The organism is Arthrobacter sp. AD-310 (genome assembly GCF_054656615.1).
The window spans coordinates 25,869-41,641 of the sequence record NZ_BAAHNO010000003.1 but is presented as its reverse complement, the minus strand read 5'-3'; the positions used below and the strand labels follow the sequence as shown (position 1 = coordinate 41,641).

Below are 15,773 nucleotides of genomic sequence, written 5' to 3'. Positions count from 1 at the left end.
GCAAGACCATGACGGTTCTCGTCGCCTACGCCCCGGCCCCCGAAGGCCGGGAAGCCCTCACCCAGGGCATTGCCGAAGCAGTCCTTCGAAAGACCGACCTCCTGATCGTCAACGTGGGCCGCGGGCACCACGGCCTCGAGCCCCAGGAAGTGCAGGACATCGAAGCCCGGTTGCGGGCTGCAGGACAGGACCTGACCCTGGAGTCCTCGGTCCTCTCCGACCCCGGAGACGCAGTCATCCAGATTGCGCAGGACAAGGACGTGGACATGATCGTCATTGGCCTGCGGCACCGCTCCATGGTGGGCAAGCTCATCCTCGGAAGCACCGTCCAGCGCATCCTGCTGGACGCCACCTGCCCGGTCCTCGCCGTCCGCGCCGACCGGCTCAACTGAACCCTCCGGCGGGGCCGCCCGGCGGCCCCGCTCCGGCTGCCGGGTCCTGTCCGGCAGGCGCAGCCCCACCCCGCATTCCATCGCAACAGGAACCCCGAAGGACGGGCGCGGGGGAGGGGCGCGCAGTTGAAGGAGGCAGGAGGCCCCGCGGCCCCTGCCTCCTTTCCTACATCCCGTCATGCCAGCAATAAAAGGAACGATTGCCTTGTCCACCACCCGACTCCAGCCAGGCCCGGCCAGGACACCTGTACGGCCCCAACCCGTCCCCAACTGGTGCACCCTGTCCAAGAAGGACGAAGTGGAGATCCGGCACAACGGCCGGACGATAGCCACCGGCCGCATCGACCTGCTCGCCCATGACGGCAGCATGTTGTGGATCCACAAAGACCATGGCAAGGGCCGTGCCCTGTTCCTGCACAGCGACGGCGTCACCGTATCCCGGCGCGCACCCAAAGCCACGAGGAGTGAACCGTGATCAAGACAGAGGACCGCACCGCCGCACCCGCGGCCGGAACCGCGGAGCAAAACCCCGGGCGCCGCCCCCGCCGCCGTATGCTTTTGGTGGCAGTGGCCGGTTTCCTGATCCTGGGCCTGGCCGCGCTCGTGCTGGGCGGGAGCCTCTTCGACCCGGCGGCCGCCACCGGATCGGAGCCGACCTTGACCGCGACCCAGATTATCCCGCTTGCCATCCTCGTGGTGATGTTCGTCGTCGCCACCAAATGGCCGCTGAACATCGGCGTGATGGGGCTCGTGGCCTCGTTCGGGGTGGGCTATTTCATGCTTGGCATGAGCGACAAGGAAATCCTGGGCGAGTTCCCGGCGAGCATCGTCCTGACCATCATCGGCGTCACCTACTTCTTCAGCATGGCGCAGCGGAACGGGACCATCGACATCGTTGTGCAGTCCTGCGTTCGCCTGGTCCGGGGCAAGACGATGGTGCTGCCCTGGGTGTTCTTCCTGCTGGCCGCCGCCCTGACGGCGCTCGGCACCTTCTCGCCGGCCGCCGTCGCGCTCCTCGCCCCGGCAGCCATTGGCTTCGCGTACGAGTCCCGCATCCACCCGGTGGTCATGGGTGCCTTCATCATCAACGGCGCCCACGCCGGCGGCTTCTCCCCGCTGTCCGTGGCCGGCGTGCTGGTGCACAACATCGCCGAGGAGAACGGCTTCCCCATCTCGCAGGGCTCGCTGTTCGCCGCCAGCTTCGCGATCAACCTCATCCTGTCCGTGCTCACCATCGTCGCTTTTGCCCTGCTCGGCAGGCTCCACGAAGGTGAAGGCGGGCGCATGGACCTCGACACCTCGGCAGCCGTCCGTCCGCGGGGCCAGCAGATCCTCACCCTCGTGCTGATCGCCGTGATGCTTGTCTGCACCCTGGGCTTCCACATGCCCATCGGGTTTGTCGCCCTCTCCGCCGGCCTGCTGCTGGCCCTGGTCAACATCAAGGAGCACCACACCTTCATCGGCGGCATTTCCTGGTCGACCGTCCTGCTGGTGGCCGGCATGATCACCTACGTCTCGCTGCTGCAGCACGTGGGCGTCATCGACACGCTCGCCGAGATGGCGCTGGCCCTGGGTGCGCCGCTGCTGATCGCCCTGGTGCTCTGCTACGTCATCGGCATCGGCTCCGCCTTCGCGTCCTCCACCGCCCTGCTCACCGCGTTCATCCCGATGGCGGGCCCGCTGCTGGCCACCAGCACGCTCAGCGCCTCCGGAACCGTTGCGGCGCTCGCGGTGGCCGCGACCGTCGTCGACGTCTCGCCCTTCTCCACCGACGGCGCCCTGGTGGTGGCCAACGCCCGGGAGGACGACCGGCAGCGGGTCTACCGCCAGCTGATGATCTACGCCGGCGCGATCGTGCTGGCCGCCCCGGTCCTGGCCTGGGCGCTGCTGGTGCCGACCGGCATTATGTAGCCCCCTTCCCTCGGAGTTTTTGTCCAGATATGCAGGGTTATAAGTCGATTAGCCCTGCTTATCTGGACAAAAACTCTTGACTGTGGGGGTGCCTTGGGAGGTGACGTACGACGGCGGAGGCCCCCGCCGTCGTACGTTCCGTTCGGCAGCAGGCACCTGCACGGCACCCGCTCCAGGCCGCCGTTTTGAGCATACGTCCAGCTTCCGTCCAGCGCAGTTACCGAAACGTTATGTAGGCTGGGTAGGTGGTTTTTAGGTCAAGCAGCGGAAATTTGTCATCTTCGGAGTACCCCTCACACCCCGGAACAAGCCTGGTTTCGGGGCGCATGCATGCGCTCGACGGGATCCGGACCATCGCCGTGGCGGGCGTCTTTTTGTTCCATACCGCCACCGCCCTGGTGCCGGGCGGCTCGATCGGCGTGGACGTCTTCTTCACCCTGAGCGGGTTTGTCATCACGCTCCTGATCCTGAAGGAACGCCTGGCCACCGGCCGGCTGGGCCTGGGTGTCTTTTACGGCAAACGGCTGGCCCGGCTGTGGCCGGCGCTGCTGGTGGTGTGCGCAGCGGTTCTTGCCGGCGGGCTCCTCTTCCCGTCGTCGGGGTGGGGCGGGGAGGCCGGGTTCGTGCTGCCCGCGGCGGCCTACGTCATGAACCTGGCCCGCACCGGAGCATTTGCCGAATCCATCACCGGCGGAACGCTGGGCCCCACCTGGACGCTCGCCGTCGAGGAGCAGTTCTACCTGGTGTGGCCGCTGCTCCTGCTGGCGCTGCTGCGGTTCTGGAAGGTGCGGACGGCCGCCTGGATCACCGCCGGCCTGGCCGGGGCGTTTGTGCTGGAACGGATCATCCTGGTGGCAGCGGGGGCGCCTCTGAACCGGCTCTACAACGGCCCCGACACCCGGGCGGACGAGCTGCTCATTGGCTGCGCCCTGGCGCTGATGTTCACTTGCCTCCGCCAGGGATCCAGGCTCCACGCATCCCTTGCGGCCGCCGCCCGCCGGGCCGGTCCGCTGGCCGCGGCGGCGCTGCTGGCCGCAGTGTTCCTGCTGGAAGAACCCACCCACGCCGGCCCGTGGTTCAGTGTCTTCTGGGCTGTGGGACCCGCTGTGCTGTCCGTGCTGGCCGCGCTGCTGATCGGGTCCCTGGTCCTTCAGCCTGCCGGGTTCCTGGGCAGGTTCCTCAGCCATCCCTGGCTTGCCTGGCCCGGCCGCGAGCTTTCCTATGGCATGTACCTGTGGCACATGCCGGTGTACCTCCTGCTGCTGCCGCTCGTTCCTTCGCCGTGGCTGTGCGTGCCGCTCACCGCTGCCCTGACGGTGCTGGCCGCGGTTGTCTCGCACCGGCTGGTGGAGGCGCCCGTCCGCCGCTGGGCCAACGCACGGTTCGCCCCCGCCGTCGTGCAGCCCGCTCCGGCGCGGGTGCCTGGACTGGTGTCCGCCGGACGGGCTTCCTGACCCTGCTGCCGGGCCCGGCCAAAGGGACGTACGACGGCGGAGGCGTCCCGACGTCGTACGTCCCCTTTTAGCGGCGGCCGGCTAGCGGCGGCTCGCCATGGCCTGCCTGAAGGCATCGGCGGAGGCGGTGCTGCTGTTGATGCGCCAGTCGGTTTCCTTGTTGTAGTGGAACCATGTCACGGCCGTGACGTCCGGCTGGGCGTTGAGGTAGCTGAAGAGCGCGGTGATCCAGTCGGCCTTGGATCCGCCCTGTTCGGCCGAGGAAGTTTCGGCGATAAGGATCTGCTTGCCGGGGGCGAGGGCGCGGAGCTGGGACAGTCCGTCGCCGAAGAGCTGCGACGGGGCGGTCCAGCTGCTCCACGACGCCGAGGTGCCCCAGTTGTAGCCGTCGAGGGCTACCGCATCCACGTATGCGTTCCCGGGGTAGAGCCCGGTGAGGGGGATGGAGCCCCAATACGGGACGTTGGGGTTCCACACCCAGGTGACGTTGGTGGCACCCGCCGCCGTGACCACGTCATGCACGTGCCGCCACGCCGCCACGTAGTCCCCGGAACCGTTGCTGTTGACCTGCTCGGACCAGGGGTACCAGTTGCCGTTCATCTCGTGCCCGAACCGCAGCATTACCGGGTGGCCCCAATCGGCCAGGGCCTTGCCCCAGGTGGCGAGGTACGCGTCAAAGTTGCCGGCGGCCACATTGTCGAGGGTGTAGGCGGGCTGGTCGGTTCCGCCGCCCCAGGCCCACGGTTCCCAGGTGAGCAGGGTGACGGCGCCGCGGGCGCGGACTGCCTCCAGTTCGGCGAGCGGGGGAGCCTGGTTGAAGTCCTTGTAGGACAGGATGATGGACGGCGCCTCGCCCGCCAGCGCTGCCACCTCGTCAAGTTCGGCTGCCGCGAACGGCCCTCCGGGGGTCCCGACGCCGAACCGCAGGGTGGCAGGGGCAGGCGCCACGGGTGCCGGCTGGGTTACCGGCGCCGGTGCGGCGGCCGGTGCCTCTTCCTCTGTGGCGGAGGGGGAACTGTAGGTGAGCGTGAAAGGTGCCGAGGCGCCCGCCGTGCCTGAGGTGGCCCTGACGGTTATGGTGGGTTCGGCGCTTTCCGGCATGACAAGCTCCGCTGTGAAGTAGCCGGACGCGCTGGTCTTGAAGGGTACGCTCGCGGTGCCGGCGGTGACTGTTCCGGACGCCTTCTTGGGGAAGCCCGTACCGGTGACCGTTACGGACGTGCCAACCGGGCCGCTGTCCGGGCTGAGGGTGAGGATGGGTGTTGCGGCCTGGGCCGGGGCGGCGCCGAGGGGCACCGCCCACGCAAGCAGCAGGACGAAGCACAGCATGTTTCTGAGTAGTTTCACGAGACCTCCGTTTTTACTGGTCCGGCTTTGAAGGGCGGCGAACGGGCGCGCTGGAGGAGGGGCCGGACCAAAACCCCCACCGGTTAAGTCTGCTGGGCAGTCGGGGGATGGCGTGGCCAATTCGGGACAGGATCTGCACAGTTTTCTCCCACTGTTTACGCACGCGGCGGGTCCTCGGCGGCGGCGCTGCCAGTCGCGGGGGATACAGCCCCCTATTTCCAGTCAAAGCCCCCCACATGTCTACCTAATGCTTCACACGTGACTAACGCGTGGGTTAATATCCAGCTAGCCATCGCAATATCAGCCGATGCAGCAACTGAACTTACTGATTAGTAAGAAATGTGCGGGCAGGTCGGGTTCATGTGCCTCATCCCCGCAAGCCATCAACGGGATTGCCACTACCCGGTGATTCTGCCGATGCTGAAATTTTTCAAGGTCGAGTATTCAGCAGCCTTTGTGTGCACATCCGCTTTCCCTTTGCGTTTGGTGTGCCAACTCAGATTAATGATTGGAGTTCCCGGTGAAGAAACTGTTAGTTTTCTGCGCCCTTTTCTTCGCGGTTATTGCAGGCACCGGACCTGCGGCTGCGGCCCCTGGTGATGCTTCGGTGATTTTGACCTACAAGGCTAACGAGCTTTGTAAGTACCCGGTCCAGTTGACGGTAACCGGCAAGTCGAACTTCTTTGAGCTTCCGAATGACCGGTTCTTTGTCGGTTCACCAGGTCAACGAGTGACCATCACGAATCTCAAAACGGGTGAGGAGGCAACCTATCTCATCACGGGTTCCACCCACGCCGAGCTGCAGGCAGACGGAACCACCGAATTCACGGTGACCGGTTTGAATATCGTCCTCAACGCGAGGGAAAGCAATTCCGTGCTCCCTGGAATCTACCTGTTGGAAGGGAACTTCAACTTTGCCCTCAAGGCGGATGGAACCGAAGAGAGGGTCTTCAGTGGCACCGGAGATGTGACTGATCTCTGCCAGGAACTTTCCTAGCGCAGGGGTCCGCCCAATAAATCGAATAAGCAGCAGTGCGGTCGGAGGGTTCGACTGAACGGTCCTCCGCCCGCTGATGCTCTTCAGGGGGCGGGGCCAAGTTCCACCCGCGAATCCTCGCAAGCTGACTCAACCGTCGGGGTGCAGGTGCAGGGGGCCGATGACTTTTTGCGGATCGACGCTGATCCGCCGCCTCCGTCATCGGCCCCAGCCTGCTTGCTTTAGAGAGGGGTTCGGGTGGCGCGTGGGGCGTGCCGCTTCCTGCGGCGCCGCCCCACGCTGAGACCCTCGGTTTCCCGAATCAAGGCCTGGTACTACTGGACCCAGTTCCAGCTGCACCCCCATGCGCCAAGCCTTTCACCGACTACTGTGGCCTGCCCTCCTCAAGGGTTTGTGGGGTTCTGATCAAGAAGGCATCAAGAGTTGCTCAATTTGGCGGGCCCGCAGGACTTTTCCAAATCTTGACCTAAGACTGGGGCGATCCTTCGGCCCTCCGTGGGCCTGCAGGCGTAGCTTGGGGCCATCAAGGCAGTTCCAGGTCCAGGGGGAGCGGACGCAATGACCATCACTGAATACGTCGCAGCACTTGCAAGCATGCTGGGTTCACTCGGGGCCGTCGGGCTCCTGGCCGCCGCAGTGATCCGGGTAAAGGCACGGCACCAGGTCTCCTAAACCAAGTAATCCGGGTAGCCGGGTGCAGGTAAGGTGACCTGAAAGTCGAGTAGCCGGGTACTCGTGACCCGGACGGGACAGCCCTCCTAAAATGAACCGCATCAGGGATGAGGCCGCCGCGCCTTTCCTGCTCCGGACCAGGGATGGGAGGACACCATGGCAGACAGCCGGCGCAGCTCCCACTTTCCGTGGGGTCATGAGCAGCGGAAGGCGCACCTGCAACCGGCTGAAGGCAAAAGAACGCCATGGCAGGCAATCAGTCATGACCGCAGGGCCCGTGCGCTCGTTGCGGTGGTGGCTTTGTCGGCGCTCGCCATCGGAACGGCCAGCGTCGCCGCTGACATAACTCCCACCCAAAGCACGCAGTCGGACGGCGCCGGCCCGGCCACCACGGCGACCAGTTCCGCCCGGCCGACCAACAGCTCCGCATCCGCGGAGCCGACGGCGGACGCAGGCTCTGCTGCGCCATCCACGGACGCCGCGCCGGCGCCGCCCTCCACGGGTTCCGCGCAAGCCACCGCCAATTCCGGATCAGCAACGCCCTCTGCGGACTCCAGCACGCCCGGGGCTTCCACGAACGCTGACGTTACGTATGGGGAGGCCATGCCGGTGGGTGACCTGCCCGGCTGGCGGCAGGTGTTCACAGAAGACTTCACGGACGGGGATGTTCCGCTGGGCGGATTCCCCGGGCCTGTATATGGCCAGCGCTGGCACGAAACGTACCGCGACGGCACGCCGGACACGCACGCCAAGACGCAGGACAAGGACGCCAGAACGTCCGGCTATTACCCCTCCAAGGTGTTGAGCGTCCATGACGGGCTCCTGGACATGTACCTGCACTCCGAAAACGGCGTGTCCATGGGCGCGGCACCCTCGCCCAGGTTTGCCGGAGTCACCGAGGCCCCGTACAACAGCCAGCTGTACGGGCGCTACTCCGTGCGGTTCAAGGCCGATGCCCTGGCCGGGTTCAAGGTGGCCTGGCTGCTGTGGCCCGTCAGCAAGCAGTGGCCGCAGGACGGCGAAATCGACTTCCCCGAAGGTGACCTGTCAAAGGTCATTTATGCCGCGCTGCACGGCGTCACCGCGGAGGGCCACAAGTTCGACGTCTTCCGTCCCAATGTTCCGTTCACGTCCTGGCACGTTGCCACCACCGAGTGGAGTCCCGGCCGGATCGAGTTCTTCCTGGACGGCAAGTCCATCGGCGTCGCCAACTCCATGGTTCCGGACAAGCCGATGCGCTACCTGTTGCAGACCGAGTCGTGCCTGACAGGCTGCCCGGCACCCGAAACCGCCGGCCATGTGTACGTTGACTGGGTGTCGATCTGGGCCAGGAACCCTTAGCGCCAGGCTTCAACGGATGAGGCCCCTGCCCGGGTAAGGCGGGATTTGGCGGCCTTCTCCACCAGGATCGGAACGTAGTCCCGGACGGCGACGCCGTCGAACACCAGGTGCTCCTCGGCCACAATCTGCTCAATGACCGAACGTTCGTGGCCTGGGAACCGCCCGGCAAGCCGCTCGACGATGGCCAGCAGTGCCCGGACCTCGGGTTCGTGGAACATTCCCACAGCGTCGACCTGTCCGGCGGCGATGTCAAGGGCCCGCTGCGGCTTCCCACAAGGGCCCCTGAACAGCCGCTGTGCCTACCCAGGGGCGTGGCGTGCCCTGCCACCCGGATGCGCATGAAAAGTTACCGCCCGGAACCCCTTTACGGATCCTGTGCCGAGGTTTTAAAGTCGTTGTTGTCATATTCCGGATGGGCGCCGGGGGCGTCCGGGAAGGGGGAGTGCATCACCGCTGACCATAACCGAATGACAATTGACCACTACGTTGAAAGCCCCTCTTAGGAGGGGCTTTCCCGTTGCCCGGGGCCTGCGGCTGCAGCGCAAGAAAGAAAACCACGTAGCAGGCATTTATAAAACGAGTAGCGATTACGCGGGTGCACGGAAGGGGATGCTGCCTAAGTTCGAGCCATGGCAGAAGTAATCGCCCGCAAGCACGGCCGCCGCAGGGCGGACATCAAACGCGGCATCCAGCCCTATGTCCTGGTCAACATCGTCCTCGGCATCGGGCTGGTTGTCGCCATCTACGCGATGACCAGGTAAGGGGCCAGTGCCCGGGTAAAGCGCCGGAACCGCTGCGGGCGGCTAAGCCAGCGCCGGCGGCTCGAACCGGGTGGCGGGAGAACTTCCGGTCAGGGCCTTGAGGATGTTTTCGGCGACGTTGCGGACCTTGAGGTTCCGCTGGCGGGAGACGGCGGCGAGCTTGCCGAAGGCGTCTGTGTAGGAGCAGCGGTTCTGGGCCATGATCACGCCGCAGGCCACGTCAATGGAAGTCCGGCTCTCCAGCACTGCCTTCAGGTTGTCACCGGCGGACCGGACGCTGCGCACCTCGATGGCCAGCTTCATGCTCTCCGACGCCACCGCCGCAAACCACGTGGCTTCGGCCACCAGGTCCGGCGTGAAGTCGAATCCCACAGGCCCCAGGAACACCAGCGTGCAGGAGGTGCGGCCCTCCAGCTCGAGCCGGACGGCCAGTGCAGCCCCGTAGCCCGAGGCGACCAGCCGCCGTCGGTATGCCTGCCAGCGCTGCGACGCACCGTCCCCCGTTATCTGCACGGGCTCGGCCGCCGAGGCGGCCTGGACCATGGGCCCGTCCCCGTACCTGTCCTCCGACTCGGCCAGGCACTCCGCGGTGCCGACGCTCCCGGCGGTAACGGGCGGATTGCCGGGGCGGTGCAGCGTGGCCGCGCAGTCAATCCCTGCCGACCCGCTCAGCGCCAGCGCGGCGGCCTCCGCCAGGCGCTGCACGGACGCGTGGTCGGTTTCAGCACCGGTGATCAGGTCAAGCAGGAAGCCGGTGCGGCCGCTACGCTTGCTGCCCGCTATCGGTTGTACTGCCACGTTTCATCCCCCGTCGGTCCCCGGTCCCACCTGCCACGGTGCAGGCTTTTCCTTGAATTTAGGGGGCGCCACCTGTGAGGGCACGAGTAGCGGGTACTCTACTTTTCCTGCCCGCTGCGGGTACTACTTGCTTCGAGCCACTCACGGAACGTCTGGCGTCCGACGGCGGCACCCGGCGCCGGGACCAGCGCACCGCTCCGCATGGCCTTTCCCATGGGGCCGGGGAAGGGCATCTCCACCACCTTCTTGTGCTGGCCGGTCCTGTCCAGGTATGCGCGGACCATGCCGTCGAGTTCCTCCGTCCGGGGGCCGCCCAGGTCTGCGACGCGTCCCTGCGGCCCCGCCTCCGCTGCCGCGACCAGCGACTCGGCCACTTCACGGGCGGCCACCGGCTGCGTGAACATCTTGGGCACCACCACCACCGGCCCTGCCGAAGCGGTCTTCAGGACGAGCGGGACGAACTCGTGGAACTGGGTTGACCGCAGCAGCGTCCAGGGAATGTCGCCGTGCTTGACGGTATCCTCCTGGACCAGTTTTCCGGCGTAGAGGCCGGACGGGGCCTTGTCGATGCCCACGATCGAAAGCACCACGTGGTGCTTTACGCCCGCCCGCTGTTCCGCGGCCAGGAGGTTCTGCGAGGCGTTCGTGAAGAAGTCCACGGCCTTCTTCGTGGAAATGGTGTTGATCCCGGAAACGTCGATGACGGTGTCAACACCCTCGAGTGCCGCATCCAGGCCGCGGCCGGCAGCCAGGTCGACACCCTCCGCACGGCTCAGGCTCACCACATCGTGCCCGCGTTCCTTCGCCAGCTCCACCACGTGGCGTCCAACGGTACCGGTTCCCCCTGCAACGGCAATCCTCATACGGGAATCCTAAGCCCGCCGGGAACGGGGACTGCAGCAGGAGTCCGTCCACATAGGGGGAAATTCCCGGTGTGTCCCCCGGCCGGTTCTCCTAGACTGGAACGCATGACTGAGCAGGAACCGGTCCGGGGGAGGGCCGCTGCTTACGACGACGACGCCCGTCTTCCACGCGGCGCCGCGCCCGCGTCCGGGCCGCCCGGCGAAGGCGGGGACGGGCACCTGGCTGATCCGGCCGCCGTCGACACTTCCCTGCGCACCCCGGCGCAGCGCTCCCGGACTTTCGCCGGGATCCTGGTGAACACGGCGCTGGCGAACATCACCACAAGCTACCTGTGGTTCGCCCTCACGTTCTGGGTGTACCTGGAGACGCGCAACGTCATCGCCACAGGTGTAGTGGGTGGTGCCTACATGCTGCTGATCGCACTGTCCAGCATCAGTTTCGGCACGTTCGTGGACCGGTACCGGAAGCTGGCCGTCATGCGGTTCGCGGCCGTGTTCACGCTGGGGATGTTCGCACTGTCCGGCGTGGTGTTCCTGCTGGTCCCGGGTCCCCGGCTGCTGGACCTGGCCCAGCCCTGGTTCTGGATCTTCACCCTGATCATCCTCATCGGCGCGGTGGTGGAGAACCTGCGCAACATTGCGCTGTCCACCACCGTCACCATCCTCATCGAGCCGGACCGGCGGGCCAACGCCAACGGCATGGTGGGCATGGTCCAGGGGCTGATGTTCCTGGTCACCTCGGTATTGTCCGGTCTGTCGGTGGGGCTCCTGGGGATGGGCTGGACCATCGCCGTCGCCATCGCCCTGACGGCCGTGGCTCTCGCCCACCTGCTGACGCTGCGCATGCCCGAGGAAGTGCGCGCCGCAGCGTCGGACGCCCAGGGCGGGTTCGACTTCCGCGGCGCCCTGGCCGCGGTGCTCGCCATCTCCGGCCTGTTCGCCCTGATCCTGTTCTCCACGTTCAACAACTTTGTGGGCGGCGTCTACATGGCGCTGATGGACCCGTATGGCCTGGAGATGTTCCCCGTGGAGCTGTGGGGGATCTTCCTGGCTGTGGGGTCCAGCGGGTTCCTGGTGGGCGGCGGGCTGGTCGCGAAGTTCGGGCTGGGAAAGAACCCGCTGCGGACCCTGCTCTGGGCCGTGGTGGTGATGGGCTTCCTCGGCGCGGTCTTCACAGTGCGCGAGTGGGCGTGGCTGTATGTCCTGGGCATCTTCCTGTACCTGACCCTGGTGCCCGTTGTGGAGGCCGCGGAGCAGACTGTCATCCAGCGGGTGGTTCCGCTGCCCAAACAGGGCCGCGTGTTCGGGTTTGCGATGGCGTTCGAATCCGCGGCCGCGCCCATCACGGCGTTCCTGATCGCTCCAGTCGCCCAGTTCTGGATCATCCCGTACGCGCGGTCCGCGGAGGGATCGGCCCAGTTGGCGCCGCTGCTGGGGGAGGGCACCTCCCGGGGCATCGCCCTGGTGTTCCTGGTGGCCGGGATCCTGCTGATCGCGGCGGCGCTCCTGGCCTTCCTCACCCCGGTGTACCGCCGGGTGTCGGAGGAATACACCGAGGCTGCGGCCGCAGACAGCGCAGCCGCGGAAGCCTAGGTTCTTCTTCCCGCCGTACGGGCGTTGTTCGCAGATCCGAACCTTCACGGGGCGGCTTCTGAACAAGCCCGGGAGCCTGGCCCACCCCCAACGCACGTCCGGCACCCGAGCTGTAGACGCTCCCTCAGATCCTGCCTTCGTAAAGGCGGATGTCAGCCGATGATCGGCCGTTCCTCCGGGAGACGGAACAGGCGGGGCCTGGCGGACAGGGCCAGGGCAGACGCCACGGCGACAGTGCCGATGCGCCCGGTGAACATCAGGACCATCAGGACCCACTGCCCGGCCGGCGGCATGTCATAGGTGATGCCCGTGCTCATGCCAACCGTGGCGAACGCGGAAATCGATTCGAAGAGCACCTTTTCCAGGCTGTGGTCGGTGAACATGAGCAGCAGCAGGGTGCCACTGACGACGGCGGCGACCCCCAGGAGCGCGACGGACAGCGCCTGCCGCTGCGAGGAGGAGCTGATGGACCGGTGCGCGACAGTCACCTGGTCGCGCCCCCGGACCTCGTTCCAGATGGCGAAGCCCAGCACCAGGAACGTGGTGATCTTGATGCCGCCGGCCGTGCCTGCGCTGCCGCCGCCGATGAACATCAGAATGTCGGTGACCAGGAGGGTTTCGGGCGCGGCGGCCCCGTAATCGATGCTGTTAAAGCCGGCGGTGCGGGGGAAGACGCTGCCCGCGAAGGAATTCAGCAGCTTGCCGGTCACGGACATGTTCCCGAGGGTTTCGGCGCGGTTCCATTCGAAGGCGGCGAACAGGGCGGTGCCAGCCGCGAGGAGCAGGAGTGTGCCGTAGATAGTGAGGCGCAGGTGCACGGTCCAGTTACGGGGGCGCGTTTCGCCGCGGACCAGCTGGATGATGACCGGGAAGCCTAGTCCACCGCCGATAATTGCCAGGCAGACGGGCAGGATGATCCAGGGGTCCTCGGCGAACCCGATGAGGTTGTCGCTGTTGAGGGAGAAACCGGCGTTATTGAACGAGGAAACAGCGTGGAAGGCGCCGTGCCACACGGCCGTTGCGGGGTCCTGGTTGTAGGCCAGCCAGAACCGGGCCGTGAGGACCACGGCGGTGGCGCCCTCGAACGCGAGCATGATTTTCGCAACCCGGAGCAGGACGGCCCGGACATCGCCCAGGTTTACGGTGTGGGTTTCCGTCTGGGCCACGAGCTGCCCGCGCAGCCCGATGTTCTTCCGGACCAGCAGGGCCAGGAGGGTGGCAAGTGTCATGATTCCGAACCCGCCCACCTGGATGAGGCACAGGATGATTCCCTGACCGAACGGCGTCCAGTAAGTGGCGGTGTCCACAGTGATGAGGCCAGTGACACAAACAGCCGAAACTGAGGTGAAAAGGGCAGTGAGGACAACGTCGCCCTCAGCCGAGGTCCGAGCCGCAGGCAGCATCAGCAGTGCCGCGCCCGCCAGTATGGCCAGCAGGAACGCCACAGGGACGGCCCGCACCGGATGGGAGAGCAGGCGCCTGGCGAAGTTCTCCTTCCGGCTGGTACCGTCGCGGCCGGTCATCTTCCGCACGGCCTCCCGGTCTTCGGGGGCAATGTTGAAGCTGGCGGGGGCGTGGCTGCCCGGATCCCGGGGCAGCCGTTCCGATTTCTGGCTCATCCCACGTGGATGCCGGGGCGGCGGTCGGGATCGGGTTCGTGCTCGCGGATGATTTCCCGGACCACGGGCGCCGTGTCCCCCCGGCCCAGGAGCAGGTACCGCATGAGGTGGGCCAGCGGGTTGCCCTCCGACCATTCAAAGTATGCGTGCGGCTTGACTCCGGTGTTATCCCGCAGGGCCAGGAGTATCGCGGCGATGGCATTCGGTGCCGCAGGGCTTTCGGCGCGGAGGACGCGGTGGCCGTCCACGTCCACGCCCCGCACCTGCAGGACATCGCTGAACCCGGACGGATCGCTGACGTCGATTTCGAGGAATATCACATCAGCGGTGCCGGGGACCGGATTGTTGGCGCGCTGTTCCTCTTCCTTGCCGGCGTATTCTGCCGCGTCCCGGGCCTGCGGACGGTTGGCGATGAGGTTGATGCGCCCGTCGAACGCCAGGGTGTCGCTGATGAACTGCCGCGCGGTGTTGTCGAACTCAATCCTGTGCACCCGCAGTTCGGTGGTCCTGCTGACACGTGAAACGAGGGACACCACCACGATCCCCAGGATGAAGAACGCGGAGATGGTGATGCCGTCGGGCTTCGCGATGACGTTCGCGGCCAGGGCATAAAGCATGACCAGGGTCAGGACGGAAAAGCCGACGGCGGGTCCGCGCTGCTTCTTGCCGATGGCGGAGATAGTGACGGCGATGGCGCCGGAGACCATCATGGCCAGGATCCCTGTCGCGTAGGCGCCGGCCTGGGCGTTGACGTCGGCCTTGAAGCCGAGCGTGATGAGGATGCTGATGGCGGTGTAGACCAGGACCACCGGGCGCACCGCGCGGGACCATTCCGGTGCCATGCCGTAGGAGGGCAGGTAACGGGGGACGATGTTAATCAGGCCCGCCATCGCGGATGCACCGGCAAACCACAGGATCAGGATGCTGCTGACGTCGTAGACCGAGCCGAAGCCGTTGCCCAGGTGTTCGTGGGCCAGGTAGGCCAGGGCACGTCCGTTGGCTTCCCCGCCCTCCTGGAATGCCTCAGCCGGGATCAGCACCGTGGTGACAAAACTGCTCCCGATCAGGTAGAGGCTCATGATCAGGGCTGCCGCGGTGAGGAGCTTGCGGGTGTTCTGGACCCTGTTGGCGAGTTTCTCCTCCGGAGTGCTGCCCTTGGACGCCACGAGCGGCATCATGCTCACGCCCGTTTCGAACCCGGAGAGCCCCAGCACCAGGAGCGGGAACGCGACCAGGGCCGGTCCCAGGACGCCGCCGAATCCGCCGCCGGCGCTTGTGAGCGCGTCAGTCCAGTTGGACAGGGCAGCTGGAGTGGTGAAAACTTCAACGGCGCCTGCACCGATGATGATGGCGTTCATGGTGAGGAACACAGCCACCAGGGGGATGGCGACGGCCACCGCCTCGGAGAAGCCGAGCAGGAAGACGCCGCCCAGGATCAGGAGCAGGACCACGGTGATGGGAACGGCCTGGCCCTCAAGGGCGGGGGGAAGATAGGGGTTTTCCAGCAGGTGCACGGTGGCGTCCGCCGCTGACAGCGTGATGGTGACGATCCAGGAGGTGGCGACGAAGCCCAGCAGGACCAGGACGAACACCTTGCCGCGCCAGAACGGCAGCAGCCGTTCCAGCATCGCCACCGACCCCTGGCCGTGCGGGCTTTCCTTGGCCACCCTGCGGTACATCGGCAGCATGCCCAGCAGCGTCAGGGCCACGATGAGGAGGGTGGCCAGCGGGGACAGGGCGCCCGCTGCCAAGGCGGCGATGCCGGGAAGGTAGGACAGCGTGGAGAAGTAGTCCACCCCGGTCAGGCACATGACCTTCCACCAGCTTTGCTGGGCGCCATGATCTTCTGCGGTCTCCGGGCCCACGGGCTGGTGGACCCGGTGCTCCAGCAGCCATCGGACAAGGGGATTGCCGGAGTCGGTTTCCCGCTGGGGATTGGGGAGGGTCGCGGGAATGGAGAACTGGGCAGGAGCCGTCAACGGAGTGTCTTTCTGTGCTGCCTGCCGCGGTTTTCCGGGCAGGCCT

General features: G+C 66.2%; 15 protein-coding genes. 8 read left to right on the top strand and 7 right to left on the bottom strand.

Translation table 11 applies throughout. From position 1 onward, the window contains the following. Positions 1-8 precede the first annotated feature (8 nt). From ACYQ1Z_RS01370 to ACYQ1Z_RS01355, 4 genes are all read left to right on the top strand, one after another. Positions 9-392 (top strand): universal stress protein, encoded by a 384-nt coding sequence (locus ACYQ1Z_RS01370; RefSeq protein ID WP_459790566.1) that lies wholly within the window; start codon positions 9-11, stop codon positions 390-392. Between the two features lie 205 nt (positions 393-597). Continuing rightward, on the top strand, positions 598-867 hold the full coding sequence (locus ACYQ1Z_RS01365; RefSeq protein WP_459790565.1) for a hypothetical protein: 270 nt from the start codon (positions 598-600) through the stop codon (positions 865-867). Continuing rightward, positions 864-2,303: an SLC13 family permease gene (locus tag ACYQ1Z_RS01360; protein ID WP_459790564.1), complete on the top strand. Its 1,440-nt coding sequence runs from the start codon at positions 864-866 to the stop codon at positions 2,301-2,303. The genes ACYQ1Z_RS01365 and ACYQ1Z_RS01360 overlap by 4 nt, the downstream gene beginning before the upstream one ends. A gap of 326 nt (positions 2,304-2,629) precedes the next feature. Further along, positions 2,630-3,757 carry an acyltransferase family protein gene (locus ACYQ1Z_RS01355; RefSeq protein ID WP_459790563.1) on the top strand — a complete coding sequence of 376 codons (1,128 nt, stop codon included), beginning with the start codon at positions 2,630-2,632 and terminating at the stop codon, positions 3,755-3,757. A gap of 81 nt (positions 3,758-3,838) precedes the next feature. Here ACYQ1Z_RS01355 and ACYQ1Z_RS01350 read toward each other — a convergent pair whose 3' ends face one another. Beyond that, entirely contained in the window at positions 3,839-5,104 is a 1,266-nt protein-coding gene (locus ACYQ1Z_RS01350) for a glycosyl hydrolase (RefSeq protein ID WP_459790562.1), read from the bottom strand. Positions 5,105-5,624: 520 nt separating this feature from the next. Between ACYQ1Z_RS01350 and ACYQ1Z_RS01345 the strand changes: the two genes are divergently transcribed. Next, complete coding sequence (locus ACYQ1Z_RS01345; protein ID WP_459790560.1) at positions 5,625-6,101, top strand: hypothetical protein; 477 nt, start codon at positions 5,625-5,627, stop codon at positions 6,099-6,101. Positions 6,102-7,033: 932 nt separating this feature from the next. On the opposite strand, the gene ACYQ1Z_RS01340 is transcribed toward ACYQ1Z_RS01345, so the two are convergent. Beyond that, a complete protein-coding gene (locus ACYQ1Z_RS01340; RefSeq protein ID WP_459790559.1) occupies positions 7,034-7,378 on the bottom strand; it encodes a hypothetical protein in 345 nt (114 codons plus the stop codon). On the opposite strand from ACYQ1Z_RS01340, the gene ACYQ1Z_RS01335 reads away from it, so the two are divergent. Beyond that, complete coding sequence (locus ACYQ1Z_RS01335; protein WP_459790558.1) at positions 7,377-8,114, top strand: glycoside hydrolase family 16 protein; 738 nt, start codon at positions 7,377-7,379, stop codon at positions 8,112-8,114. The two genes, ACYQ1Z_RS01340 and ACYQ1Z_RS01335, sit on opposite strands and share 2 nt — an antisense overlap. Here the strand turns inward: ACYQ1Z_RS01335 and ACYQ1Z_RS01330 are convergent. Then, entirely contained in the window at positions 8,111-8,332 is a 222-nt protein-coding gene (locus tag ACYQ1Z_RS01330) for a three-helix bundle dimerization domain-containing protein (protein ID WP_459790556.1), read from the bottom strand. The genes ACYQ1Z_RS01335 and ACYQ1Z_RS01330 overlap by 4 nt on opposite strands. Before the next feature lie 411 nt (positions 8,333-8,743). Between ACYQ1Z_RS01330 and ACYQ1Z_RS01325 the strand changes: the two genes are divergently transcribed. After that, on the top strand, positions 8,744-8,875 hold the full coding sequence (locus ACYQ1Z_RS01325) for a hypothetical protein (RefSeq protein ID WP_459790555.1): 132 nt from the start codon (positions 8,744-8,746) through the stop codon (positions 8,873-8,875). A 42-nt stretch (positions 8,876-8,917) separates the two neighbouring features. Here the strand turns inward: ACYQ1Z_RS01325 and ACYQ1Z_RS01320 are convergent, their stop codons facing one another. Further along, positions 8,918-9,673 (bottom strand): ANTAR domain-containing protein, encoded by a 756-nt coding sequence (locus ACYQ1Z_RS01320; RefSeq protein ID WP_459790554.1) that lies wholly within the window; start codon positions 9,671-9,673, stop codon positions 8,918-8,920. 98 nt (positions 9,674-9,771) lie between these two features. Beyond that, entirely contained in the window at positions 9,772-10,536 is a 765-nt protein-coding gene (locus ACYQ1Z_RS01315) for an SDR family oxidoreductase (RefSeq protein ID WP_459790553.1), read from the bottom strand. A gap of 105 nt (positions 10,537-10,641) precedes the next feature. Between ACYQ1Z_RS01315 and ACYQ1Z_RS01310 the strand changes: the two genes are divergently transcribed. Beyond that, on the top strand, positions 10,642-12,129 hold the full coding sequence (locus ACYQ1Z_RS01310; protein WP_459790552.1) for an MFS transporter: 1,488 nt from the start codon (positions 10,642-10,644) through the stop codon (positions 12,127-12,129). Positions 12,130-12,281: 152 nt separating this feature from the next. On the opposite strand, the gene ACYQ1Z_RS01305 is transcribed toward ACYQ1Z_RS01310, so the two are convergent. Together ACYQ1Z_RS01305 and ACYQ1Z_RS01300 are read right to left on the bottom strand one after the other, a co-directional pair. Continuing rightward, positions 12,282-13,748, bottom strand: a complete 1,467-nt coding sequence (locus tag ACYQ1Z_RS01305; protein ID WP_459790551.1) for a TrkH family potassium uptake protein — start codon at positions 13,746-13,748, stop codon at positions 12,282-12,284. Further along, entirely contained in the window at positions 13,745-15,727 is a 1,983-nt protein-coding gene (locus ACYQ1Z_RS01300) for an APC family permease (protein WP_459790550.1), read from the bottom strand. Before ACYQ1Z_RS01300 ends, ACYQ1Z_RS01305 begins: the two co-directional genes overlap by 4 nt. Positions 15,728-15,773 lie beyond the last annotated feature (46 nt).